Here is a 24,539-nt window from a genome sequence, read left to right as displayed (position 1 = left end):
ATGCGACGAGTGGTAGTCACCGGCCTTGGCATCGTGTCATGCCTGGGCAACGACCAGCAACAGGTCCTGGACGCGCTCAAGAGCGGGCGTAGCGGTATTCGTTTCAAGGAAGAGTATGCCGAGCGCGGCTTCAGAAGCCACGTGGCCGGCAGCGTCGATATCGACCTGGACGCATTGATCGACCGCAAGCTGCGCCGCTTCATGGGTGATGCAGCGGCCTATGCCTATGTCTCCATGGCACAAGCCATCGAAGATTCAGGCCTGACCGAAGCGCAGGTTTCCAACGAGCGAACCGGCCTCATCGCAGGCTCGGGCGGTGCCTCCAGCGCCAACCAGGTAGAAGCCGCCGACGTCATGCGCGAAAAAGGCCTGCGTCGCGTCGGTCCTTACCGGGTCACCCGTACCATGGGCAGCACGGTCTCGGCGTGTCTGGCCACGCCGTTCAAGATCAAGGGCATCAACTACTCCATCTCCTCTGCCTGCGCCACCTCGGCTCACTGTATCGGCAGCGCCATGGAGCAGATTCAGCTAGGCAAGCAGGACGTCGTGTTTGCGGGCGGCGGTGAAGAAGAACACTGGACGTTATCGTGCCTTTTCGATGCCATGGGGGCCTTGTCGACGCACTATAACGACACTCCTGAGCACGCTTCTCGCCCCTATGATCAGGCACGTGATGGCTTCGTCATCGCGGGCGGCGGCGGCATGCTGGTGCTGGAAGAGCTGGAGCATGCCAAGGCACGCGGCGCCAAGATCTATGGCGAGCTGGTCGGCTACGGCGCCACCTCCGATGGCCATGACATGGTCGCCCCTTCTGGCGAAGGCGCTATGCGCTGCATGCGTCAGGCCATGGCGACCGTCGATGGCAGCATCGACTACATCAACACCCACGGCACGTCGACTCCCGTGGGTGATGTTGCCGAATTGAAAGCGATTCGCAGCGTCTTTGGCGACACGACACCCGCCATGAGCTCTACCAAGTCGCTGACGGGTCACTCGCTGGGCGCCACCGGCGTGCAAGAGGCCATCTACTCGCTGCTCATGATGCAGCACCGTTTCGTGGCGGCCTCTGCCAATGTCGAGCACCTGGACGAGCAAGCCGATGGCTTCGATATCGTGACACAGCGTCGCGATGACGCCACCATCGACCGCGTGCTGTCCAACAGCTTTGGTTTTGGCGGCACCAACGCCTGCCTGGTATTCCAGCGCTATAACGGCTGAGCCGGTCTCGACGACCAACACAAACGGCGCCCAAGGGCGCCGTTTGTGTTGGTGCAGCGTGTGTGCCCCGGTTGCCAGGGCACTGGCTTCAGGGCACCGGCGTTCAGGGCCTGGGCACCTCGGAGATCTCACTCAGCTGGCCTTCGATCCAGGCTTCCACATCGGCCAATACTTCATCCGGGGTACGCCCTGCGGTCTCGATGGGTGGACCAATGCGTACACGCAGGATACCCGGACGCTTGACCCACTGCCGCCCCGGCCAACGCTCACCGGCATTGTGAGCAACGGGCAGCACCGGCACACCGGCACGACAGGCCACCACGCTACCGCTTTTGTTGTAGCGCTTGCGAACGCCTGGGTCGACACGGGTCCCTTCCGGAAAGATCAGCACTGAGAGCCCACTGTTCAAACGCTCCACCCCCTGCGTCAGCACCTGCTTCATGGCCCGTGCCGGCTTGGAGCGATCCAGGCTGATGGGACGCAGCAAACGCAGCCCCCAGCCAAATACGGGAATGCGCAGCAGCTCTCGTTTGAGCACGGTGCAGACCGGCGGCTTCATGACCTGCAGGAACAGCGTTTCCCACTCACACTGATGGTTGGCCTGAATGACGCAGGGCCCCGCGGGAATATGGTCACGCCCTTGAATATCGTATCGTACGCCACAGGCCAGCCGAAACCAGACCATCAGGAAGTAGTTGTAGAGGTTCAACAGACGATAGCGCGCCGCCAGGGGAAGAAACGGCGCCACGGGCAAGAACAGCACACCAATCAGCAGCATGGCTGAAAAATAGCCCAGATAGAACACCAGGCTGCGTACCACATTCATCAAGCGGACTCTCCTGTTCCTGGTCCTGCGTCCTCCGGCTGGGTGCGCGTCAGGCACCAGGCATCCAGCATTCGCCCGACTTCCAATCGCCAGGGCTTCTGGTGCACCCCAAAGACGTCCAGGACACGGCGGCAGTTCAGTACCCGCCGCAGCTTGGCATCGTGATGGTGGTTCAACGCTTGCACCTCACCCAATGCGACCTCCTCGCCACGCCCTTCGAGATGGGTGGCCAACTGGGTACGCACCATGGAAGCAAACGTGAAAGCGCTGACCGGCTCGGTGCCTGCCAGGTGATACGCCCCCCAGGCATCGGCCCCGCAGGCTTGCTGCTGGAGCATCCCCACCAGCGCCATGGCCACGGCATCGGCCGAGGTAGGACAAAAAATCACGTCTTCTGCCGCACGCACGGGCTGGCCTGCCACAAAGCTGTCGATCACTTCATTGAGCCAGGCATGGCTGCCTTCCAGGGCGAACAGCGGCCCTAGCCGCACGATCAGGTGGCGGTGATACTCCGCGCGGATACGGTCACCGGTCTGCACCAGGCGACGCAAGCACTCATCGCGCGGGGCGGGCACGACATGCTCGTCGATCGGGATCTCGAATCCCTCTTCGTAGAGCTGGTCGGACACACACCAGACCAGCGCGATGCCTGCCACCTGGCAGGCATCGACACACTGGTCCACCGCATCCGCATGGGCATAGACATCCGCTGGCGTCATGCTTAACGGGTGCGACAGCGGTGGAATGATCACCGCATCGGGCGCGATGGCCGCGAGCTGATCCGGAGAAACACTCAAGCCCTGTTCAATCACCAGCTCGGTGTCCGTGCGCCGACTCGCCTCACGGGCCAGCGCCAGGCTCAAGCAGTGCCCTGCGTTCAGTATTAGCAGCTTCAAGACAGACCCTCTTTCTCAACCCGATAGCATCGCGGCAGCACCCCGCGGGGCATGACGATCAGAACGGAATTTCGTCGTCAAAGTCGTCGAAGTTACCCGGATCCGGAGCGCCGTAGCTGCTGTTTTGCTGATGCGCGGGAGGCTGCTGCTGAGGCGCCGCGCCGCCACGCTGAGGCGCGGCATTCTGTTGCGGAGCGTAGCCACCCTGTTGAGGAGCCTGCTGCGGTGGCTGCTGATAATGCTGCTGCGGTGGCGCAGACTGGGCCGGCGCTTGCTGGGCATAGCCACCTTGCGGAGCACCGCCCCCCTGGTAGTCACCACTGCGGCCATCCAGCATCTGCATGTCGTTGGCGACGATTTCGGTGCTGTAGCGTTCCTGACCGTTCTGATCCTGCCATTTGCGCGTCTGCAGGCGACCTTCGATATAGACTTTGGAGCCTTTTTTCAGGTACTGCTGCGCAATTTCCGCCGTTTTGTTGAACAGCACCACGCGATGCCATTCGGTACGTTCCTGACGCTGACCGCTCTGGCGATCCATCCAGGTGTCGGAGGTGGCCAGATTCAGGTTGGCCACTGCGGTACCGGACGGAGTGAAACGCACTTCCGGATCCTGGCCCAAATTACCAATTAAAATGACTTTGTTAATACCGCGCGCCATAAGGTCGCTCCTTGTCGTATACGGTGATGGTCTCTCATTGATCAGGACCGCGGTGGCGGAATCAATCGGGCGAGTGCCGCCTGATCAAGCTCTTTGCGATTCACTTTCAAATACACCAGGCGCTCTTCCGGCACGACCATGACGTCTTCGACACCGGCCACATCGGCAAGGTGCTCCATGAGCAGGTCCATGGCATCGGGCTGGGTATCATGCAGCGCCACCACCTCACTGGAGAGCGGCGGCGGTGACGGCATGCCGCACATGGCCAGCCACCAGACAAGCGCCAGCGCTGCGCAGCCGATGAACACCGCGTCCAGCCCCCAGGTGTGCGCCAGCCAACCGCCCAGAGTACCGCCTAGAAACGCACCCAGAAACTGGCTGGTGGAGTAGACGCCCATGGCGGTGCCTTTTGCCCCGGCTGGTGCCAGTTTACTCAGCATGGACGGCAGGGTGGCCTCCAGCAAATTGAAGCCGGTAAAAAACACCAGCAGCCATACAAACAGCCCCTGCCCCTGGGAGAGCGGTAGACCAAGCGCCGCCAAGCTGAGCACGATGGCACCAATGGCCAGCAGGCACATCAGCTTCATGCGTTGGCGTTTCTCGGCCACGATCACCAGCGGCACCATGGCGACAAACGACAGTCCCATGATGGCCAGATAGGCCAGCCCATGGTACTCCACCGCCACTCCAGCGTTCAGCAACCTGAACGGCACGGCCACAAAAATGGCCATGAGGACCAGATGCAGGGCAAAGATCGACACGTCCAGGCGCCACAGGTCTGGGCGGGTAATGACGCGTTTGAATTGCTGGCGATCCAGCCCGACATCGCGATGTCGCAAACGCCTGGGAGCTGGCGGCACCCAGCGCCACAGCACCAGCAGGCCCACCAGGGTGAGCAGCGCCGTGAACCAGAACAGGCTCGACAGTCCTCCCCATGATGCCAACCAGGGCCCCAGCACCATGGCAATGGCAAAGGACACACCGATGGAGAGGCCGATGGTGGCCATGGCAGCGGTACGCACCTGCTCACGGGTCTGGTCGGCCAGCAGCGCCATGATCGCCGCCGCAATGGCTCCACTCCCCTGCAGCGCCCGCCCGACGATCACGCCACCAATGGTGTCCGCCATGGCGGCCACGATACTGCCTGCGGCAAAGATCAGCAGGCCAATGGCGATCACGCGTTTCCGGCCGATCCGATCCGACAGCAACCCGAACGGAATCTGCAGAACCGCCTGAGTCAGGCCATACACACCGAGCGCCAGGCCAACCAGAAGCGGCGTCGCCCCTTCCAGGGTGTCGGCATAAAGGGCCAGCACCGGCAGTACCATGAAGAGTCCCAGCATGCGTGATGCATAGAGACCGGCCAAGCCGCTGATGGCTCGGCGCTCAGTGGCCAGCAACAGTGCAGAAACCTTGCGCATAGAACCCTTGTGTACGATAAGTGGGCCGAACGGCCTGAGATAACCGCCCATTCTAGCGCTTTGTCGGCACGCTGGAAACGCCAACCATGAAATGCCCACCTTGGCGCATCCGCGCGAGACAATTTTGCCGGAAGGGGTACAGCAATCGTATAATTACGCTTTTGCCACGCGATTCGAGGTGTTGATGGACAGCATTCTGGTCAGGGGTGCCCGCACCCACAACCTCAAGCAGATCGATGTGGAGCTGCCCCGCGACAAGCTGATCGTGATTACCGGCCTGTCAGGCTCCGGCAAGTCGTCCCTGGCGTTCGATACGCTCTACGCCGAGGGCCAGCGGCGCTATGTGGAGTCGCTCTCCACCTATGCGCGTCAGTTCCTCTCGATGATGGAAAAGCCCGATGTGGATCACATCGAAGGGCTCTCTCCGGCCATCTCCATCGAGCAAAAATCCACCTCTCACAACCCCCGGTCGACGGTTGGCACGATTACCGAAATCTACGACTACCTGCGCCTGCTGTTTGCCCGTGCCGGCACCCCTCGCTGCCCAGAGCATGGCGAGGACCTGGAAGCCCAGACGATCTCCCAGATGGTCGATCAGGTCATGAACCTGGCGGAAGGCACCCGCTTGATGCTGCTGGCGCCGGTCGTCAAGGGCCGCAAAGGTGAGCATTTGCAGCTGCTGTCCGAACTGCGTGCTCAAGGGTTCGTGCGCGTCCAGATTGATGGCCAGGTGCTGGAACTGGACGACATCGCGCCGCTGGACAAGCGCAAGAAGCACGATATCAGCGTGGTCGTGGACCGTTTCAAGGTACGTGACGATATCGCCCAGCGCCTGGCGGAATCCTTCGAGACGGCCCTGAACCTGGCCGACGGCACCGCCATGGTGCATTTCATGGACGGCGAGCAGGACGACCTGGTCTTCTCGTCCCGCTTTGCCTGCCCCGTTTGCGGCTATTCGCTCTCCGAGCTGGAGCCGCGCATGTTTTCGTTCAACAACCCGGCAGGGGCGTGTCCTACCTGCGACGGCCTGGGCATCCAGCAGTACTTCGACCCGGAGAAACTGATCAGCCACCCCGAGCTTTCCCTGGCGGAAGGCGTGATCAAGGGCTGGGACCGACGCAACATATATTACTTTACTCAGCTGCAGGCGCTGGCCAAGCATTACCGTTTCGAGCTGGAAACACCCTGGCAGGAGCTGGCCCGCCACGAGCGGGACATCATCCTCAACGGCAGTGGTGGCGAGCTGGTCCCCTTCGTTTACGTGGGCGACCGTGGCCGCAAAGTCACCCGTGAACATGCCTTCGAAGGGGTGCTGCCCAACATGCAGCGCCGCTATCGGGAGACCGAGTCCAGCATGGTGCGCGACGACCTGGCCAAGTACATTGCGGTTCAGCCCTGTACCGCCTGTCATGGTTCACGGCTCCGCAAGGAGTCCCGCCATGTGTATGTCGATGACCGCAACATCGCGGATATCGTCCACCTGCCGATTGGCGAGGCGTGGCGCTACTTCGGCGCGCTGGCGCTTCCCGGGCGCAAGGGAGAAATTGCCGACAAGATCGTCAACGAGATCCACGCTCGCCTGGAGTTCCTGGTCAACGTGGGGCTTGATTACCTGAACCTCGAACGCAGCGCCGACACGCTCTCCGGGGGCGAGGCCCAGCGTATCCGCTTGGCTAGCCAGATCGGCGCTGGCCTGGTGGGCGTCATGTACATCCTGGACGAACCCTCCATCGGGCTGCACCAGCGGGACAACGACCGTCTGCTCAAGACGCTGGAGCGCCTGCGCGACCTGGGCAACACTGTGATCGTCGTCGAGCACGACGAAGATGCCATACGCGCGGCAGACCACGTGCTGGACATCGGCCCCGGTGCAGGTGTCCATGGGGGCGAGATCGTCGCCCAGGGCACGCCGCAGCAGGTGATGGACAACCCGAATTCGCTGACCGGCCAGTATCTCTCCGGCAGCCGCGAAATTGCCGTCCCGCCTTACCGGATCCCGGGCAATCCCGAGAAGCAACTGGTGGTGCGCGGTGCCACGGGAAACAACCTGCAAAATGTCACCCTCAGCCTGCCACTGGGGCTGTTCATTGCCGTGACGGGCGTCTCCGGCTCCGGCAAGTCGACGCTGATCAACGGCACGCTGATGCCGATTGCCGCCCGTGAACTCAACCGGGCCACCACCCTGACACCGGCTCCCTACGAGAAGGTGGAGGGCCTGGACCAGCTCGACAAGGTCATCGACATCGACCAGAGCCCGATCGGCCGCACCCCGCGCTCCAACCCGGCCACCTATACCGGCATTTTCACGCCTATTCGTGAGCTGTTCGCCGGTACCCAGGAGGCTCGCTCCCGAGGCTACAAACCCGGGCGCTTCAGCTTCAACGTCAAGGGCGGCCGCTGCGAAGCCTGTCAGGGCGAAGGCATGATCAAGGTGGAGATGCACTTTCTGCCGGATATCTACGTCCCTTGTGACGTGTGCAAGGGCAAGCGCTACAATCGCGAAACCCTGGATATCCACTACAAAGGCAAGACCATCCACGAGGTATTGGAGATGACGGTGGAAGATGCGCTGGCCTTCTTCAGCCCCGTGCCCGCCATCGCCCGACGCCTGCAAACGCTCATGGATGTGGGGCTTTCCTACATCCGCTTGGGGCAAAGCGCCACGACGCTTTCCGGGGGCGAGGCTCAGCGGGTCAAGCTGGCGCGCGAGCTGGCCAAGCGTGACACCGGCAAAACCCTCTACATTCTGGATGAACCCACCACCGGCCTGCACTTCGAGGATATCCGCCAGCTGCTGACGGTGCTGCACCGACTGCGCGACCACGGCAATACCATCGTGGTGATCGAGCATAACCTGGATGTCATCAAGACGGCCGACTGGTTGATCGACCTGGGGCCGGAAGGCGGTTCCGGGGGCGGGCAGATCATCGCCGAAGGCACGCCGGAGCAGTTGGCCAAACAGACGTTATCGCATACGGGCCGCTTCCTGGCGCCGTTACTCGAGCGTGGCAACCGCGCCACTCGCTAGGCGTCTCATGGGCCGCTGCTCAAGCGTTGGAGCAGCGGCCAAAAAGTTCAGGAAAAGACGGCCCTGACTGCTTATAGTAAGCAGCGAGACTGCTTAACAATGGTTGTTTTCTGCGAGGAGACACACGCTGTGGAACAGGACAAAAGCTGTATTATCCGCCACTTTAGCCACTACTGCTCGCTCACCGATGACGAGAAAGAGCTGCTGGCCTCGTTGGAAGAGAGCCCCACGTCCATCAAGGCGGGCACGGTACTCTGGGAGATGGGGGCACCGGCCAATGAGTTTTGCACGCTGCGCAGCGGCTGGGCCTACTCCTACCGCCACCTCGAAAACGGCGACCGCCAGATCCTGGAAGTTTTTCTGCCCGGCGACATCATCGGTCTGCGGGAGTTTGCTTTTTCCCAGCGCCTTGAAAACGTCCGCATGATCAGTGACGGCGTGATCTGTCACTTTCCCCACAAGCGTATGCTGGAGGTCTTTCGCGAGTCACTGTCGCTCACGTCGGTGATGTTTGCCATTGCCAGCCGACAGCAAGCGCTGCTGACCGAACGGCTGGTCAACCTGGCACGGCGCAGCGCGCGCAAGAAAATGGCCCATTTCCTACATGAAATGTATCTGCGCCTGCGCCAGACCAACGACGATATCAGCGGGCAGTTCCGCCTCCCGCTGTCACAAGAGCAGTTGGCCGATATCCTGGGCTTGAGCCCGGTTCATGTCAGCCGTACCTTCACCGCACTCAGCGAAGACGGCCTGGTATTTCGTGACCGACACCATGTCACCATACCGGATCTCGAAGCGCTGGCCACCGAAGGAGAGTTCGACGACTGCTACCTGACCGACAACGTCAGGCCGCTGCTGGAAGCCTGAGCGACCTTGCCTTTTAGACCGACGACGATGATACCGTTTATGCCCATCAACACCCGTACACTGCTGGCGGTACTGGGGGGGAGCCTGCTGGGCAACGCCCCGTTCGCCCTGGCAGCCACGTTCAACGTGGAGCACGCCGAACCTCACCAGCACTGGTCGTCCATGACGCTGGCACTGGGCGAAGAGCGCCATTTTCGCGCAGTGGAGACCCACAGCTACTCCGATGCCACCCTGAGCCTCAATACCAGCCAGGGGGTATGCGACCTCCCCTGGCTGGAAATGCGCGTGACGCTGGAACAGCAGCAAGGCGAGAGCCGCGCTGTCAATCTGGTGCCCACACGGCTGCGCATCGATGACCAGCCCATCGTGGATACCATGGCCGAGTTCATCACCGAGCGCGGCGACGATGGCTTCTACGCACACTTTTACCTGAGCGATCTCGACACACTGATGGCCCAGATGCGCACCGGCGAGCAGCTGTTCCTGGGCTTCGACCAAAACGAGCAGGAGCCGTGGTACATGACCTTCAGCCTTGCCGGTGCAGACAGCGCCATCGCGCGCATGCAGCAGCTGTGCGAGGAGAGCACGACAGAAGATTAACCGGTTCGCTGCTCGGCGATTTCCACACGATTGCGACCACCGCGTTTGGCTCGGTACATGGCCACATCGGCCCGCGACATCAGCGTCTTGCAGCTGTCGCCCGGCTGCCATATCGCCACGCCGATACTGACGGTGATGGGCTGGTCCAACCCGTTGACATGCAGCGTGGCCACCAGGCTGCGCAGCCGCTCAGCCAGGCCCATGGCCGCTTCCTCATCGGAGTGTGTCGCCAGCACCACGAACTCTTCGCCGCCCCAGCGGCCAAGATGGTCGCACCCCCGCAGCGACGTTTCCACCAGACGAGCCAGCGAGACCAGCACGTCATCCCCCACGCCATGCCCATAGGCGTCGTTGATCTGCTTGAAGTGATCCACGTCAAACAGCAGCAACGCGAATGCGGCGCCGTAGCGCTTGGCCGCGACTAACTCGGCATCGATGGCCTGCTCGATACGATAGCGATTCCAGACCTGAGTCAATGGGTCAAAGTGGGCCAACTGCTCGAGCCGCTGGTTGGCGGTGGCCAGTGCCTTGCGCTCTTGCTCAAGGTGCATGTTGAGCGTACTGATCTCATAGGCAGAAATAGCCAGCGTCAAATCTTCCCCCAGGTCGATGGCCGCCAGGCGTTCGACACGCTGCCATGCTTCGCTTTTGCCGACCACGTCTTCACTCCACGCAGCCGAGGGGGGCGTCGGCTGCGTGGATGAGGTCACGGCAGCCGAGGCAGGGCCCATGGCCCAATAGAGGGTTTCCACCTGCTCGGGCCGAAAGAACAACAGCCAGCCTCGCTGTGCCGGGCTGATGGAGAGCGGCACGGCCAGAATCCCACACTGCTCTGACATGTCGAGTGACGCCGTCAGCGGCTCCACCGCTACCTCACGGGTACACCACGGCCCCCCATGGCGATGCCCCCTGTCGATACGCTTCACCAGTTGGCACACCACCGTGGAGAGCGGCACCACACCGGCAGAACACACGCTGCCATTGAGCCACAGGGCAACCCCCTGAGCACGGAACAACGCGCACCAGGACGCAGCCTGCTCGTGAAGAATCTGCTGGGGGCTTTTGGGTTCTTGCTGGGCAGAGACCGACAGCACCAGGCTATCCTGCACGCGCTGCAGGTAACGTGCCTCCTGGCGAGCACGCAGCAACAACAACCGCTGCGTCGCCATTTGCACCAGTGTCCGCACCGCATCGCGCAAGGGAGGTGCCACGGGGTGGGCATGGGCCGAATGACAGAACAGCAGCCCCCACAGGCCAGCATCACTTTGCATGGCCACACTGAAAGCACTGTGTGCCCCCAGCCGCTGCAGATAGACGCGCCGCTCGGCAGCCGGCGCACGCAAGAAGCAGTTGCGCAGGTTGGCCGTGACGTCTGCGGGCACCAGGGGCTCGGTGTCGGCGGTGACGTCTTGAATCAAGCGCACCGGATGACGTTCGTAGGCATGCCGCAAGGCCAGTGGGAAATCGCTGGCCGGAAACCGTTGCCCGCGCAGCCCTGCCAAGCGCCCCGTACACTTTTCGGCCACGATGAGCCCATGCCAATCGCCGTCGAAATGGCACACCGAGACGCGCTCATGCCCGGTCAACTCCTGAACGGCACCGACCAGGTAGTCCAGCAGTTCCTCCTGGTGCGTGGCTTCGGCCAGGCGCACCAGGCGCTCATTGAGGGTTCCCAGCAAGCGCTGCTTACCCATCGGGGGCAATGGCTCTATTTCGACGACGACGTGTCGGTCTGTTCGATAGGCCTGGAGTTGAAAGCGCGTATCGACGGTGGCTCGGCGAAAAGTGAGCGGGCCGGGTAGGCGGGGCTGCCCTTGCAGTTCATGGCGCAGCCGCTGGCTGAGCCGCTTGCCCAGCAGAGACGTCAGCCTAGGGGGCGGCTGCTCGTTGGTGGGTAACCCCAGCAATGCCGCCAGGTTGCGGCTGACGGCCTGAATCTGCCGCACGTCGGTATCCAGTACCAAGACAGCGCCAAAGGACTGCAGTCGAGAATGATGCGTCGACACGAAGATAGCCTCGAGATAGTGCTTTACCCCTCGACCTGCTGTTTGAGCAGCAGTTCAACACGTCGGTTGGCAGCTCGCCCTTCCGGGGTAGCGTTACTTTCCATGGGTTGGGTGTCGGCGTAGCCAACCGCCCGCATACGAGAAATGGCGATACCCTGACGCTCCAACTGGCGCACCACGGCAATGGCGCGACCCGTTGAAAGCTCCCAGTTGGAGGGGAAACGCGGGGTGGCAATGGGCAGATTATCCGTATGCCCTTCCACCGAGATTTGGCCTTCGAACGTTTGGAGTACCGATGTGAGCCCTTCTAACACAACTTGCCCCTGAGGCGTTAGCACATCATTGCCGCTGGGAAACAAAAGACTGTCGTCGATGCGCAGGGTGATGCCTTCACGGCCCTGCGAGACACTGACCCCCGGAATATCCAGCCCGGCCATCTGCGGCTGCACACCGTCGTGACGTGGGTGAATGCCGGTGGCCAATGAGGCCAACGGCATGGCCATGATGGCACTGGCCGGCCCCATGGCATCGCTCTCCCTCCCGTCCCCACCGCCAGGAGGCGTCAGCGCCAGCAAGAGCACGAACAGGGTAATCAGCAGCGTCAAGACGTCCAGGTAACTGGTCAGCCACCCTTCGTCGCTCTCGCCCGCTGCCGCTGGCAGTTCCAGCGCAAACCGTGCCTCGTGATTGAGCATGGCGCTACCCTTTCAGCGCCGAATCGACGCCTGGACGCGGCTTGACGCTCGCATCACGGATTTCGTCGTGGTAGTTGGCCACGAACGAGTTCAACGTCTCTTCGATGAACGACGGCAAGCGACGCTTGGTAATGAGAGAAATGCCTTCCAGTACCATGTTCATGGTGATCAGGCGCTCTTCGGTCCGCCGCTCCAGTTTGACGGCAATGGGCTTGAAGACCAGATTGGCCAGCAGAATACCGTAAAACGTGGTGAGCAGCGCCACGGCCATACGTGGACCGATCACCTGCAGATCGCCCGCATCCATGACTTCCAGCATGTTGACCAGCCCCACCAGCGTACCAATCATGCCAAAGGCCGGCGCATAGGTGGCCATGGTACGGAAAATCTGCGCTTCGGCATGCTCACGCGCCTTCAGCCGTGCGATCCGCCAGCGCAGCATGTCGAAAATTTCATCTTCCTTGGTGTTGGCAATCACTAGTTGAATACCGGTGCGCAGAAACGGGTTGCGCGTATGCTCCAGCTCCCGCTCTACCGCTCGGACATCGCCCTTGAACCATAACCGCGACATGGCCACCAGCTCGCCGATATCATCGCGCACATAGGTGTTCTCGCGGCGGAATACCAGGCCTACCAGGCGCACTACCCGCAGTACCTCCTTCAAGGGGTAGCTGATGAACGTCGCCGCCAGAGTACCGGTAATGACGATGGCCAGACCAGGCAAGTTGATAAAGCTTTCTGGCGACTCTGCGGTAAAGAACAGCACGCTTATCAACAACAGCATGCTGGCAAATATGCCGATCAACGTAGAGGGGTTCATCAACGGCTCCTTGCCGGTTAACGTGAGAGAATAAGAAGGTCAATCGTGGTCGCTCAAGCGGGCACGAAGGCGGCTGACGGCCTGGCTATGCAGTTGCGATACCCGCGATTCGGTGACGCCCAGTACCGCCCCCACCTCTTTGAGGTTCATCTCTTCCTGGTAATACAGGGCCATCAGCAGTTTTTCACGCTCGGGCAACGCCTCGATCGCTTCGATCAGAGTGTGCCGCTGCTGCTCGTCGAGCAGTTGTTCGAAAGGGCGATTGGCGCTGCCTTCGTCCCCGGCTGGCTCACCGCCATCGGCCACCAGTTCCTCGAAGGGCAGTAGCTGCCCGCTATTGGTGTCGTTGAGCAGCTGTTGATAGTCGCTCAGCGGCATCTCCAGCTCACGGGCAATTTCCACCTCTTCAGGGGGCCTGCCCAGCATCTGCTCCAAACGGCGTACGGTTTCATCGACTGCGCGGGCAGAGCGGCGCACGCTGCGCGGCAGCCAGTCCCGAGTGCGCAGTTCATCCATCATGGCGCCCCGAATGCGTTGGCTGGCGAACGTGGCAAACGTCGCGCCCTGTGCGGCATCAAAGCGTCCTAGCGCCTCCAGCAAGCCCACCATGCCCGCTTGAATCAAATCATCCAGCTCGATACTGGCGGGCAACCTGACCTGCAGTGTCAAGGCCTGACGTCTCACCAGTGGCATGTATTGAGTTAACAGCTCACTCTGCTTGATCCTGCCTTGTGCTGTATACATCCTATTGCCTCACGGCTAAACGATCTTTACTGATAATTCACGATGACCTGCAGCCCCTGTACGCGCACGGGCCGTTGCCCCGGTGACAGCGCAAAGCGCAAATGAAGCGGCGCGTTGGCATCCAGACCTGCCAGTGCCATGGTGCTGCCACGCATGCCACTCAGAGGCACGCATTGTGCAGGATGGCATAGCCAGGCGTTGACAGGCGCATGGGCAGGCGCCTCGAAACGCCATTGCACCCTCGCCAATGTCGCTTCGCCCAGCGGTATGCCCGCCGGAGGCCTGATGGCCTGGCTGCTGCTCGCCCGATCGCTCATGGCCACCACCACCGCGGGCATTTGACTGCTCCAGCTACCTGTCGCTGCCCGCGCCGATTCACCCACAACCAGCGATAACACCAACACCCACGCGGCGCTGGAGAGAAACACGCTCCATGTCACTGTTGACCACTTTGCGGTGTTGATCAATGTTCGTAGCAACATCGTCTGTAGAGGCATTGCCGGTCCCTTGTCATGGGGTCATCAACGAGCCAGTAGCAACAGCTCTATTTGCAAATAGTGCGCAGCGGCATCACGCAGGTTGTCCAGTAAGCCCTGACGCGGAAGGTGCGGCTCGTGCAGGGCCAGCAGGCGGCGCGGCCCCCCTTGCTCACGCATCTGGCGTAGGGCACGGTACATGCTCGCGAAGGCCTCGGCGTCACTGCTCACCCATAGCGCCCAGTGAGGGTGATGCGCCAAGGCAGCCATCGACCCTGCCTCGGGGCTTGCCACCTTGACGTCCCACTCCTGAGGATCGCCCGCCCACTGGCGCCCCAGCGATGCCCACTGCGCCAAGCGACCTTTGACCTTGTCGACGTGCACGGCACCCGCTGAGCTCAACCCCACAATGACCAGTGTGCGTGTCGGGCGGGGGGCCGTTACGTTCGCTGCCGCACTTGCGACCTCCTTGGGAGCGGTTTCCGAAGCGTCCGCGCCAACGTTCGTTTGCGCCACTTCCTTGTCTGAAGTGGAAGTATCGACACTCGGCGCGTCGGCCGCAGGCTCGTCAGGTTGCTCGCCTCGCTGCTGGCGCTGCAAATCTGCCCATTTTCTCAGCCCGGCAGCCTGATCCTGGCCATTCATAGCACATCCTCGAGGCTGACACTGCCCAGTTGCCGAATGGCATCTCGGGCCATCAACACATGCAGCAGCGCGTCCAGCAGGGCCGTATCCCGGCGCTTGCGCTGGCTACCCAACAGCCGCACCAGATCCGTTCTCAGCGCCTGGCCTGGTTCATCATCGGCCAGGTCGAGGTGGCCTGCCACGGCCGCTGCACCGCTGGCCATCAACAGGCGCAGCTCACGACTCACTTCGCCACTGTCGCTTTCCTTGAGCTGTTGCCACGCTCGCTTGGTCAGTGCGGCCAGCCCATCGCTTTCGAGCTGGGTGACCAGCAGTGACAGTACATCGCTACCCAACCGGGCGGGTGTCAACCAATAGCGACGCGCGACGCGCTTGTCACTTTCAGGGTCACGGATGTCGCCCGCCCAGGCCAGCAGGGCGTGACCCGAGGCGGCCTGCACCTCGACATAGGCATTCCACAGCTGCATGCGCTGGCCGCGAAAACGCACCGTGACGCTGTGGGTCAGCGTACTCTCTTGAAACAGATTCTTCAGGGCGTAGCGCTCGCCCTGATAGTCTACTCGCTGGCTGGCATGCACCGCGCTGACCCAGGTCAAACGTTGGTCGTGCAGCCAGGTGAGCACGTCGGGTTCTGGCAGAGCGGGCAGCAGGTGAACTGCCATATCTTCTCCACACTCTTCCAGACGCGGCTGCCAGCCGGCAGGCTGACGGTGCTGAAGCCGCGTCAGGGCCAACCAACGGCCCTGCTCATCCAGCCGAACATCCGGCATCGTCCAGTCACAGCCACGCCCTTGGCTGCGTGGCGACCAGGCCAGCCCCATGGCGCGGCTATTGGCATCTGCCCCGGACAACAGCTCATCCAGCCGCTGATCCTGAATGACCCCAGGCAGTGCGCCGATATCCCAGGCGGCTTCCAGCAGGTAAAAGTCATCCACCCGTTTGCGCAGTCGAGCCAGCACCGATGAGAGCCTGCGCCCTTGCCCCAGCACATCCCGCGACCAGCGTGGCAAGCTGAGCGGCGCCGAGGGTTCGGTCTGGTGCACGGCGCGGGGCTGTGCGCCCAACGCCTGAGCGATCAGCGCCTGAGGGTCGGCCACGGACATGTCTTCCGGCACCTGCTGGCCATGGGAGCCAAACAGCACACGCATGCCATGGCGCATGACGATATCCAACGCCGGGGCCAAGCGCCCCGCTTCATCCTGCTTGGTGATGATGCAGTCGTCCAGCGTCGCCCCAGCCGCCCAGGCTGCCTGGCGATAGCGCAACACGACCTCCTCCAGCGTTTCGGGCTGACTGGCGGCATTCAACATCAGCACCAGACGCACGGTGGATTGCCCCCCCTGAAGGTGTGCAATCTGCTCGATTACCCGCTGATCGCGCTGGCTCATGCCGACGGTATCGATGACCACCCACTGCTTGCCCTGAAGCCGTCCCACCAGCTCGTCAATGGGTTGCTCGACATCCAGCGCATACATGGGGGTATCCAGCAGTCGCGCATAGATCCGCAGCTGCTCATGGGCACCAATTCGGAAGCTGTCGGTAGTCACCAACGCCACCGGGCGTGTGCCATGGCGCATCACAAAACGCGCCGCCAGCTTGGCCGTGGTGGTCGTCTTGCCGACCCCGGTAGGGCCTACCAGAGCCACGATGCCGGTCTGGTCGAAAAACGCCTCTTCCTGACGCAGTACACGCAACCGCGCCATGAGCTGTTCGCGTAGCCAGGTCATCAAGCTGTCGCTGGAAGCCGGTAACGATGCCAGCTCATCGGGCAAGGCCTCGACCACTTCCTGGCTCAGCTCATGGCTGAAGCCAACGCGCAGCATCACCTGCTGCAAGTGCTCTGACGCGCTGGCCACCCCTGGCGCGGGGTCGGGCTGTCGTCGCGACAGCAGCTCGCGCATCTCTTGCATTTCACGCAGCAGACGCTCGCTCATGGCTTCCAGCGGATCTGGCTGCTTGGGCAATGAAAACACCGGCACAGCGGGCTTTTCCTGGGTGGCCGGACTGGGAGCAGGATCGAACTGATCGACCGCATCGTCCGCCATGGCGAGAATCTCGACCCCGCCTTCGGTGCGCCGGTTGGCCACGATCAGGGCATCATCGCCAAGTACGTCTCGCACCTGGCGCATGACATCGCGGCTGTTGGCTCCGACAAAACGCCTAACGCTCATGTATCACCTGTTACCTATGTACGAAAGACGGATAGCCATCACGAGCGGCATCAGCGACCACCCACCAGCGTGGTCACACGCAGCGTGCGGTCGTCGGGAATTTCCGCTTGAGACATCACCACTAAGTGGCGCATGCGGCGGCGCAGGAAGCGCGACAACACGGCCCGTAGCGAGTGCTGAACCACCAGCACAGGCGCTTCACCACTGCCTTCATGCTTCTCTAGCGCTTGCTGCGCTTGATTCATCAAGGTATCCGCCAGCCCTGGCTCCATCGCACCATTGCCGTTCATTGCTTGCAACAACACTTGTTCTAACTGCGCATCCAGCCCCATCACATGCAGCGTATCTTGGCCCGCGAACCACTGCTGGGTAATGGCCCTGCCCAGCGCAATACGCACCAGAGCCGTCAGCTCGTTGGGATCTTTCTGCTGACCCGCATGCTCTGCCAAGGTGTCCAGCACGGTACGCATATCACGAATCGAGACATCCTCATCCAGCAGGTTCTGCAAAATGCGCTGCAGCACGGTGAGGGAGATGGACTTCGGCACTACTTCTTCGACCAGCGATTTTTGATCTTCGCCCAACTTGTCCAGCAGCTTTTGAACCTCCTGGCGGCCCAGCAGTTCAGGCGAGTGACGGTGCAGCAGATGGTTAAGGTGCGTGGCGATGACCGTACTGGCATCCACGACCGTATACCCGTATACCTGAGCATGCTCCCGTTGGTTAGCGTCAATCCATACTGCTGGCAAGCCAAAGGCAGGGTCTTGGGTCGGTGTACCCTGAAGCTCCCCCGAGACCTGACCAGGATCAATGGCCAGCCACTTGCCCGGCTGAGCCTCGGCACGCCCGATTTCGGCGCCTTTCATGGATAATACGTAGGTGTTAGGCGGTAGCTCCAGGTTGTCGCGGATATGCACCACGGGCGGCAGAAAGCCCACTTCCTGGGCGAATTTCTTGCGCACGCTCTTGATGCGCCCCAGCAGCTCGCCTTTCTGGCGCGAGTCCACCAGGGGAATCAAGCGGTGCCCAACCTCGAGTCCCAGCGTATCGACGAGCTGGACATCCTCCCAGCTCGCCTCAGGGGTCTCCTGCAGCATGGGTGGCGGGGCAGCGGTCAGCTCTTGATTGACCAGCGTCTGGTTATTGCGGCGAATCAGGTACCAGGCCAGACCGGCCAACAGGCTGGTGAACAGCAGAAATACAAAGTTTGGCATGCCTGGCACAAGGCCCAATAGCCCCATCACCATGGCCGCCAGAATCATGACTTGTGGGTTCACGAACAGCTGGCTGATCATCTGCTGACCAACGTCCTGTTCGGTATTCACCCGAGACACGGTCACGCCCGCCGCCGTGGAGATGACCAGCGCGGGAATCTGGGCGACCAGACCGTCGCCAATGGTCAACAGCGTGTAGGTCCGCGCCGCATCGGCAAAGCCCATGTCGTGCTGCATCATGCCAATCAGCAGACCACCGATGATGTTGACCACCATGATGACCAGACCGGCGACTGCATCGCCACGCACGAACTTGCTGGCACCATCCATGGAGCCGTAAAAATCGGCTTCCTGTGCCACTTCTGCGCGACGTTTCTTGGCCTCGTCTTCGCCAATCAGGCCTGCGTTCAAGTCCGCATCGATGGCCATCTGCTTGCCCGGCATGGCGTCGAGCACAAAGCGCGCCCCCACTTCGGCAATACGGCCCGCACCTTTGGTGATGACCATGAAGTTGATGATCACGAGAATCAGGAAGACCACCAGGCCAACGGCAAAATTGCCCCCCACCAGGAAGGTGCCAAACGCTTCGATGACCTTGCCCGCCGAATCGCCCCCCTGGTGCCCTTCCATCAACACTACGCGCGTAGAGGCAACGTTGAGCGAAAGGCGCAGCAGCGTGGTGAACAGCAGCACGGCAGGAAACGCGGCAAAATCCAGCGGTCGCTCGGCAAACATGCTGACCAGCAGCACCATGATGGCCAAGGCAATATTGAAGGTGAAGAGCAGATCGAGCGCGAACGGTGGCAAGGGCAGGATCATCATGCCCAGGATCATCAGGACCAGCAGCGGTCCGGCCAGCAGTTTCATGCTGACATCGTTGGACCAGTTACGCTGATTGAGTAGCTGACTCAAACTTTTCATGGCTGCGCCTCATGGCCATCGGCACGACGGCCGGGCGTATCCATTTCCGGTGGGACCGGCAGATTATCGGGGGTGGGGGGCACCTCGCCTCCTTGTTGTGCTACGTGCTTGAGACGGTAGGCCCAGGCCATGACTTCGGCCACTGCGGTATACAGCTCGGCCGGCACTTCCGCCTCCAGATCCACATGATGATACAGGGCACGCGCCAGCGGCGCTGCCTCCAATCGCGGTACGCCAGCCTCGGCGCCGATCTCACGGATTTTGGCAGCCACGGCATCGGTACCCTTGGCCACTAGCCTGGGCGCGCCCATTTTCCCTTCCTGATACCTCAAGGCCACGGCGTAGTGGGTCGGGTTGGTGATGATCACGTCCGCTTCGGGCACCTTGCTCATCATGCGCCCACGCGCCATGGCCTGCTGCTGTTGACGAATGCGCCCTTTGACGTGGGGGTCGCCTTCCGAGTCCTTGTGCTCTCGCTTGACCTCTTCCTTGGTCATCCTGAGCTGCTTGGCGTTGTTCCATAGCTGGAAGGGGACATCGATCAGGATGACCACGATCAGGGAAAGCACGATCAGGCCGGCCGCCAGGGCCGCCATATTGAGTGCCGTGGCCAGGGCTTGCTGAACCGGCTGATCCATCAGCCCCAGATATCTGCCAATATTAAAATATAAAAAGCTGAACGCAACGCTGCCCACCAGAATGGACTTGGCGATCGCCTTGGCAAGCTCGCTCAACGACTGCATCGAAAACAGGCGCTTGATACCTTTGACAGGATTCAGCTTGGAGAATTTTGGTTGCAGTGATTTGGATGAAATCAACCAACCTCCCAGCAGCGCGGGTGCCATCAACGCAATCACCGTCAACAGCAGAAAGAGGGGAAGCATCGCGAAGAGCGTCCGCTGGCCCAGGTCCAGCGCGTTGACCAGCATGGGGGTGGTTTCCATGGCCTGACGACGCTCGAACAGAAACGCCTGTTCCATCACGGTACCCAACTGATCATAGAGCATCTGCCCCATGCTCCAGAGACCAACCACCCCTCCCAACAACATCATGAAAGTCGTCAGCTCTCGAGACCGCGGCACCTGCCCTTCTTCACGGGCCTTGTCCCGTCGTCGGGGCGTCGCCTCTTCGGTCTTTTCCTGATCGCTGTCGTTATCTGCCATGCGGTCATCCGGCTGACGAGGGGACGATGAATCAAACTACACCATACGATGCACTCAGCCGCCCCAAAGGACGGCTGAGCAGGTAGCTATTGTGCCAGATGCGACCACTTACAATGTGTCAATAACCCAGCATTAAAAGCCTAATTCATCCAATAAGTCGTCTACCTGATCCTGGCCGGTCACGATGTCAGGCGCGTTTTCTTTTACTTGAGGACCGTTCAGCAGATCTTCATTGCGCCGCGCATTCTCGTTTTTCCACTGATCGTTCGCCTTGCGCTGCATGGTTTCACGGGCTTCGACACCCTGGACGTTGTCGATCAGCACCTGCACCAGCTGATGCTCGATCTCACGGATCACGTCCATCATCTTCTTGATGACCTGCCCCGTCAGATCCTGGAAGTCCTGTGCCATCATGATATCCAGCAGCTCTTTATTGGTCGCTGCGGTGATCTCGGGCACATCACTCAGGTAAGTTCGCGTCTCTTTGACCAACGACTTGGCATCATCCAGCTCTTTGGGTGCCTCGAACCACTCGGCCCAACGCTTGTCCAGGGCTTCGGCACGCTCGGAGAGCTGATCCTGCAACGGCTGAGCACGATCAATGGCGTTCAGCGCCTTGTCTGCCGCCTGCTCGGTCATGGTGGCCACGTAGTGCAGACGGTCACGAGCGTCAGGAATCGCCTCCGCAGCCTTCTCGATCTCCTTGTCCAACCCCAGTTCGCGCATGTTGTCGCGCAGCATGCGGGTGAGCTTGCCAATTCGAACAATCAGGTCTTCAGCAGCCTCTTCAGAGAGTTGGGCAGAACTGCCCTGCTCATTCTGACTCATTATGTTGTCTCCTCGTTGACCGAGCACCAAAACCCGGCTGCGTCATTTACCCATCTTCTCGAAGATTTTATTCAGCTTCTCTTCCAGAGTGGCCGCAGTAAACGGCTTGACGACGTAACCATTGGCACCCGCTTGAGCGGCAGCGATGATGTTCTCTTTTTTGGCTTCGGCCGTCACCATCAGTACCGGCAGGTCTTTCAACGCTTCATCCTGACGGATCTCTTTGAGCATCTCCAGGCCATCGAGGTTGGGCATGTTCCAGTCGGACACCACGAACTCGAAATTGCCTGCACGCAGCTTGTTGAGCGCGTCCTGGCCATCTTCCGCTTCGTCCACGTTGGTAAAGCCCAGCTCTTTCAGCAGGCTACGTACGATACGACGCATCGTGGGGAAATCGTCTACCACCAGGAAACTCATGTTCTTATCGGCCATTGGTCATCCTCTCACATCACAATATTTACAGGGGGACTGCTGATTCAGTCAGGGTTAAAACTCTTCCCACTCATCGTGGTGCTGTTGAGCAGCAACACGACGAGCTGGCGGGTTGGCGGCTGCCTTGGGCAGCACCGACGTTGCCACGGACGCTGGCGCGTGAGTGCGCTCAGCCCGCGCATTGAGCACCTGAAAGACCGCAACGGTCTCTTCAAGGCGATTGGCCTGCTCTTCCAGCGAGGCTGCCGCTGCGGACGCCTGCTGAACGAGCGCGGCATTTTGTTGAGTCACTTGATCCATCTGGCCAACGGCCTGACTGACCTGCTCGATGCCATCACTCTGCTCTTGCGAGGCCGCCGATATCTCATCCATGATATCCGTGACACGCCGCACTGCCGTGACCACTTCCGTCATGGTCTGCCCTGCCTGCTCAACCAGCGAGGAGCCTTGCTGAATCTGGCTGACCGAGGCCTCGATGAGGGACTTGATCTCCTTGGCGGCGTCCGCACTGCGGCTGGCCAGATTACGTACTTCGCCAGCCACCACCGCGAAACCACGGCCCTGCTCGCCCGCCCGCGCAGCTTCCACGGAAGCGTTCAACGCCAATATGTTGGTCTGGAAAGCAATCGAGTCGATCACACTGGTAATATCAGCCACTTTTTGCGAGCTGGTCGAAATACCGTGCATGGTTTGCACCACTTGTTCAACGACTTGCCCTCCCTGCTCGGCGGTAGTGGATGCATCTGCTGCCAACGTGCTTGCCTGGCGGGCATTGTCGGCATTCTGCTTCACGGTGGCCGTCATCTGTTCCATGCTGGCCGCGGTTTGCTCGATGGAGGCGGCCTGCTGCTCGGTGCGGGAGGACAGGTCTGCATTACCGCTGGCAATTTCTCGAGTGCCGCGATGGATTGCCTGACTGCCCTCGCGCACCCTTGCCACGGTAGCACTCAAGTTCTGCTGCATGGTGGCCATGGCAGCGAACAGTCGACCTATCTCGTTCTTGCCCGCCTGGGGGAGCGGCTGGGTCAAATCGGCTTCCGCAATGCGACCAAGGCGCGCAGCGGCATCGCTCAGCGGCCTGATCACCGTACGGCGCAGGCCAAGGTAGATGGCCAGTGTGACCAGCAGCGCGAGTCCAACGGCAGCGATACTGATCGTGGTAAAGAGATTGCCTTGCGCCTGAGCGTCTTCACGTATGGTGCCCACGCGGCCAAAAGCATACTCGGTAAACGCCGTGGTATTGGCAGCTAGTTCACCTAAGGGCTCGATCAACTCGCCGCGCAGACGGTTGAAGGTATTGATGTCCATGGTGTCGAAGCTGGCATGCTGCTCCTTGACCAACGCCAATACCCGCATGAAGCTTTCATCCACTGCGCCCCCTAGCAACTCGCCCTCAGTGCTACGCGGCGTGGCCATGAAATTCGTGTAACGACGCTCGGCACGCTCCAGACGGTTGGCAGCGATATCCACCTGCTCATTGGATTGACGGGTCTGCCCCACCATCAGCAGATTCGAAGCCGTTTCCAGCGCCAGCATGGCCTGGTTGAGCAGCGAGTCAGCGCGATTCAGCTCATTGAGCTGCTGATTGCCGATGCGGTCCAACGTGGCTAGGTTGCTCTGAGCATTGCGATCCGACGCAATGCTCAAACCTGCGATCAGCAGAATCAACGCCACAAAGCAGACCAACGCAAAAATAACGGCAAGATGAATACTAAGATTGCGTAACAAACGTGTCATTGTTATGAATTCCCTTGGCTTGTGTGTCTTGTCTCTGGGGCCCTAGACGCGCTGAGCGCGTCCTGAGGCGGCTACCAGCGCCATCATTTTCGATGGAATTTCGTCCAGCGGCAGTACTTCCACTGCGCCGCCCACGGCAATGGCCTCCCGAGGCATGCCGAACACCACGCAGGTCTCTTCGTTCTGGGCAATGGTCGGGGCACCGGCCTGACGCATTTCCAGAAGCCCGGCAGCTCCGTCCTTGCCCATGCCGGTCAGAATCACGCCGACCGCGTTTTTCCCTGCATGCTTGGCTGCGGAGTGGAACAAGACATCGACCGACGGACGATGACGGTTCACCGGCGGGCCATCATTGAGCCGCGCCACATAGTTGGCGCCACTGCGTACCAACTCTAGATGCTGGTCACCAGGGGCGATATAGGCATGGCCTGGCAGTACGCGCTCACCATCGGTGGCTTCCTTGACAGTGATGCGACACAGCCTGTCCAACCGCTCGGCAAACGAGCGGGTGAAACCGCCGGGCATGTGCTGAGTGATCAGAATCGCAGGCGCGTTGGCTGGCAACGGCTCCAGCACGGCGCGAATCGCTTCGGTGCCCCCCGTCGACGCGCCAATGATGATCAGTTTTTCACTGGAGATCATCGGCGCCTTGAGCTGGCTGGGAGGGGGGGTGTTCTTGTGACGCGCCTGGCGCGGACGAGAGCGTGCCGCCGCGCGCAATTTTTCAGCGATTTCGTTGGCGTACTCCATCATGCCACTACGAATACCCAGGCTCGGCTTGGCCACGAAGTCCAACGCGCCCAGCTCCAGTGCCCGCAAGGTGATCTCGGAACCGCTTTGCGTCAATGAGGAAACCATCAGCACCGGCATGGGGCGCAAACGCATCAGCCGCTCGAGAAAATCCAGGCCGTCCATGCGCGGCATCTCGACATCCAGCGTCAAGACATCCGGATTGTGCTGTTTGATAAGGTCACGGGCCGCAATGGGGTCGGGAGCCACCGCGACCACTTCCATATCAGGCTGCGAGTTGATGATTTCGGTCAACAGGTCACGAATCAGCGCCGAGTCATCGACGCACAACACTCTGATCTTGGCTGCGCTCAAAGCACGCCTCCTTTAACAGTCGCCATTTCGGCATTACTCCTGTGGGCCGTGGCCTCATCAGCAGCGTCA

General features: G+C 61.0%; 21 protein-coding genes. 4 read left to right on the top strand and 17 right to left on the bottom strand.

Annotation, left to right across the window (positions count from 1 at the left end):
• Positions 1 to 1,218, top strand: coding sequence for a beta-ketoacyl-ACP synthase I (gene fabB, locus FEU76_RS15345; protein ID WP_039180755.1), 1,218 nt, complete (start codon positions 1 to 3; stop codon positions 1,216 to 1,218).
• 103 nt (positions 1,219 to 1,321) lie between these two features.
• Here the strand turns inward: fabB and FEU76_RS15340 are convergent, their stop codons facing one another.
• The 4 genes from FEU76_RS15340 to FEU76_RS15325 are packed head-to-tail and all read right to left on the bottom strand — an operon-like array spanning position 1,322 to position 5,019.
• Entirely contained in the window at positions 1,322 to 2,047 is a 726-nt protein-coding gene (locus FEU76_RS15340) for a lysophospholipid acyltransferase family protein (protein ID WP_144984152.1), read from the bottom strand.
• Entirely contained in the window at positions 2,044 to 2,940 is an 897-nt protein-coding gene (locus tag FEU76_RS15335) for a sugar nucleotide-binding protein (protein ID WP_039180760.1), read from the bottom strand. Before FEU76_RS15335 ends, FEU76_RS15340 begins: the two co-directional genes overlap by 4 nt.
• 58 nt (positions 2,941 to 2,998) lie before the next feature.
• Positions 2,999 to 3,598 carry a single-stranded DNA-binding protein gene (gene ssb / locus FEU76_RS15330; RefSeq protein ID WP_039180763.1) on the bottom strand — a complete coding sequence of 200 codons (600 nt, stop codon included), beginning with the start codon at positions 3,596 to 3,598 and terminating at the stop codon, positions 2,999 to 3,001.
• A gap of 41 nt (positions 3,599 to 3,639) precedes the next feature.
• Complete coding sequence (locus tag FEU76_RS15325; RefSeq protein WP_144984149.1) at positions 3,640 to 5,019, bottom strand: MFS transporter; 1,380 nt, start codon at positions 5,017 to 5,019, stop codon at positions 3,640 to 3,642.
• A 184-nt stretch (positions 5,020 to 5,203) separates the two neighbouring features.
• On the opposite strand from FEU76_RS15325, the gene uvrA reads away from it, so the two are divergent.
• From uvrA to FEU76_RS15310, 3 genes are all read left to right on the top strand, one after another.
• Positions 5,204 to 8,047, top strand: a complete 2,844-nt coding sequence (uvrA, locus tag FEU76_RS15320) for an excinuclease ABC subunit UvrA (RefSeq protein WP_144984146.1) — start codon at positions 5,204 to 5,206, stop codon at positions 8,045 to 8,047.
• 129 nt (positions 8,048 to 8,176) lie between these two features.
• Positions 8,177 to 8,914, top strand: a complete 738-nt coding sequence (locus FEU76_RS15315; protein ID WP_039180770.1) for a Crp/Fnr family transcriptional regulator — start codon at positions 8,177 to 8,179, stop codon at positions 8,912 to 8,914.
• Between the two features lie 39 nt (positions 8,915 to 8,953).
• On the top strand, positions 8,954 to 9,514 hold the full coding sequence (locus FEU76_RS15310) for a hypothetical protein (protein ID WP_096921668.1): 561 nt from the start codon (positions 8,954 to 8,956) through the stop codon (positions 9,512 to 9,514).
• Here FEU76_RS15310 and FEU76_RS15305 read toward each other — a convergent pair.
• From FEU76_RS15305 to FEU76_RS15245, 13 genes are all read right to left on the bottom strand, one after another.
• Positions 9,511 to 11,520, bottom strand: a complete 2,010-nt coding sequence (locus FEU76_RS15305) for a sensor domain-containing diguanylate cyclase (RefSeq protein WP_144984143.1) — start codon at positions 11,518 to 11,520, stop codon at positions 9,511 to 9,513. The two genes, FEU76_RS15310 and FEU76_RS15305, sit on opposite strands and share 4 nt — an antisense overlap.
• A 23-nt stretch (positions 11,521 to 11,543) precedes the next feature.
• The gene (locus FEU76_RS15300) at positions 11,544 to 12,215 is read right to left on the bottom strand and encodes an OmpA family protein (RefSeq protein ID WP_144984140.1); all 672 of its coding nucleotides are present in this window, start codon (positions 12,213 to 12,215) and stop codon (positions 11,544 to 11,546) included.
• A gap of 4 nt (positions 12,216 to 12,219) precedes the next feature.
• Positions 12,220 to 13,035: a motility protein A gene (locus FEU76_RS15295; RefSeq protein ID WP_039180782.1), complete on the bottom strand. Its 816-nt coding sequence runs from the start codon at positions 13,033 to 13,035 to the stop codon at positions 12,220 to 12,222.
• A gap of 39 nt (positions 13,036 to 13,074) precedes the next feature.
• On the bottom strand, positions 13,075 to 13,779 hold the full coding sequence (locus FEU76_RS15290; protein ID WP_144984137.1) for an RNA polymerase sigma factor FliA: 705 nt from the start codon (positions 13,777 to 13,779) through the stop codon (positions 13,075 to 13,077).
• A gap of 26 nt (positions 13,780 to 13,805) precedes the next feature.
• Entirely contained in the window at positions 13,806 to 14,117 is a 312-nt protein-coding gene (locus FEU76_RS15285; RefSeq protein ID WP_260851410.1) for a flagellar protein FlhE, read from the bottom strand.
• Positions 14,118 to 14,300: 183 nt separating this feature from the next.
• Entirely contained in the window at positions 14,301 to 14,900 is a 600-nt protein-coding gene (locus FEU76_RS15280) for a hypothetical protein (RefSeq protein ID WP_144984134.1), read from the bottom strand.
• Complete coding sequence (flhF, locus tag FEU76_RS15275) at positions 14,897 to 17,071, bottom strand: flagellar biosynthesis protein FlhF (RefSeq protein ID WP_144984131.1); 2,175 nt, start codon at positions 17,069 to 17,071, stop codon at positions 14,897 to 14,899. The genes FEU76_RS15280 and flhF overlap by 4 nt, the downstream gene beginning before the upstream one ends.
• A 50-nt stretch (positions 17,072 to 17,121) precedes the next feature.
• Positions 17,122 to 19,206, bottom strand: coding sequence for a flagellar biosynthesis protein FlhA (flhA, locus tag FEU76_RS15270; RefSeq protein ID WP_144984128.1), 2,085 nt, complete (start codon positions 19,204 to 19,206; stop codon positions 17,122 to 17,124).
• A complete protein-coding gene (gene flhB / locus FEU76_RS15265) occupies positions 19,203 to 20,369 on the bottom strand; it encodes a flagellar biosynthesis protein FlhB (RefSeq protein ID WP_144984125.1) in 1,167 nt (388 codons plus the stop codon). Before flhB ends, flhA begins: the two co-directional genes overlap by 4 nt.
• A 132-nt stretch (positions 20,370 to 20,501) precedes the next feature.
• Positions 20,502 to 21,197, bottom strand: coding sequence for a protein phosphatase CheZ (gene cheZ, locus FEU76_RS15260; protein ID WP_144984122.1), 696 nt, complete (start codon positions 21,195 to 21,197; stop codon positions 20,502 to 20,504).
• Between the two features lie 42 nt (positions 21,198 to 21,239).
• Positions 21,240 to 21,629 carry a chemotaxis response regulator CheY gene (gene cheY / locus FEU76_RS15255; RefSeq protein ID WP_016915725.1) on the bottom strand — a complete coding sequence of 130 codons (390 nt, stop codon included), beginning with the start codon at positions 21,627 to 21,629 and terminating at the stop codon, positions 21,240 to 21,242.
• Positions 21,630 to 21,683: 54 nt separating this feature from the next.
• A complete protein-coding gene (locus tag FEU76_RS15250; protein WP_144984119.1) occupies positions 21,684 to 23,366 on the bottom strand; it encodes a methyl-accepting chemotaxis protein in 1,683 nt (560 codons plus the stop codon).
• Between the two features lie 42 nt (positions 23,367 to 23,408).
• Positions 23,409 to 24,470 carry a protein-glutamate methylesterase/protein-glutamine glutaminase gene (locus FEU76_RS15245; RefSeq protein WP_144984116.1) on the bottom strand — a complete coding sequence of 354 codons (1,062 nt, stop codon included), beginning with the start codon at positions 24,468 to 24,470 and terminating at the stop codon, positions 23,409 to 23,411.
• Positions 24,471 to 24,539: the final 69 nt, after the last annotated feature.

This window comes from Halomonas sp. C22, from assembly GCF_007655045.1.
Lineage (GTDB): Bacteria > Pseudomonadota > Gammaproteobacteria > Pseudomonadales > Halomonadaceae > Vreelandella > Vreelandella hamiltonii.
The sequence above is the reverse complement of the archived record's forward strand: the minus strand, read 5'-3'. Positions and strand labels throughout refer to the sequence as shown.

Bases quoted from the DNA above. Each gene is read 5' to 3' on its own strand.
- FEU76_RS15250 (WP_144984119.1), bottom strand. From the start codon at position 23,366: ATGACACGTTTGTTACGCAATCTTAGTATTCATCTTGCCGTTATTTTT.
- FEU76_RS15310 (WP_096921668.1), top strand. From the start codon at position 8,954: ATGCCCATCAACACCCGTACACTGCTGGCGGTACTGGGGGGGAGCCTG.
- FEU76_RS15290 (WP_144984137.1), bottom strand. From the start codon at position 13,779: ATGTATACAGCACAAGGCAGGATCAAGCAGAGTGAGCTGTTAACTCAA.
- FEU76_RS15280 (WP_144984134.1), bottom strand. From the start codon at position 14,900: ATGAATGGCCAGGATCAGGCTGCCGGGCTGAGAAAATGGGCAGATTTG.
- FEU76_RS15300 (WP_144984140.1), bottom strand. From the start codon at position 12,215: ATGCTCAATCACGAGGCACGGTTTGCGCTGGAACTGCCAGCGGCAGCG.
- FEU76_RS15295 (WP_039180782.1), bottom strand. From the start codon at position 13,035: ATGAACCCCTCTACGTTGATCGGCATATTTGCCAGCATGCTGTTGTTG.
- flhA (WP_144984128.1), bottom strand. From the start codon at position 19,206: ATGAAAAGTTTGAGTCAGCTACTCAATCAGCGTAACTGGTCCAACGAT.
- flhF (WP_144984131.1), bottom strand. From the start codon at position 17,071: ATGAGCGTTAGGCGTTTTGTCGGAGCCAACAGCCGCGATGTCATGCGC.
- ssb (WP_039180763.1), bottom strand. From the start codon at position 3,598: ATGGCGCGCGGTATTAACAAAGTCATTTTAATTGGTAATTTGGGCCAG.
- flhB (WP_144984125.1), bottom strand. From the start codon at position 20,369: ATGGCAGATAACGACAGCGATCAGGAAAAGACCGAAGAGGCGACGCCC.
- cheY (WP_016915725.1), bottom strand. From the start codon at position 21,629: ATGGCCGATAAGAACATGAGTTTCCTGGTGGTAGACGATTTCCCCACG.
- uvrA (WP_144984146.1), top strand. From the start codon at position 5,204: ATGGACAGCATTCTGGTCAGGGGTGCCCGCACCCACAACCTCAAGCAG.
- FEU76_RS15285 (WP_260851410.1), bottom strand. From the start codon at position 14,117: ATGCCCGCGGTGGTGGTGGCCATGAGCGATCGGGCGAGCAGCAGCCAG.
- cheZ (WP_144984122.1), bottom strand. From the start codon at position 21,197: ATGAGTCAGAATGAGCAGGGCAGTTCTGCCCAACTCTCTGAAGAGGCT.
- FEU76_RS15325 (WP_144984149.1), bottom strand. From the start codon at position 5,019: ATGCGCAAGGTTTCTGCACTGTTGCTGGCCACTGAGCGCCGAGCCATC.
- fabB (WP_039180755.1), top strand. From the start codon at position 1: ATGCGACGAGTGGTAGTCACCGGCCTTGGCATCGTGTCATGCCTGGGC.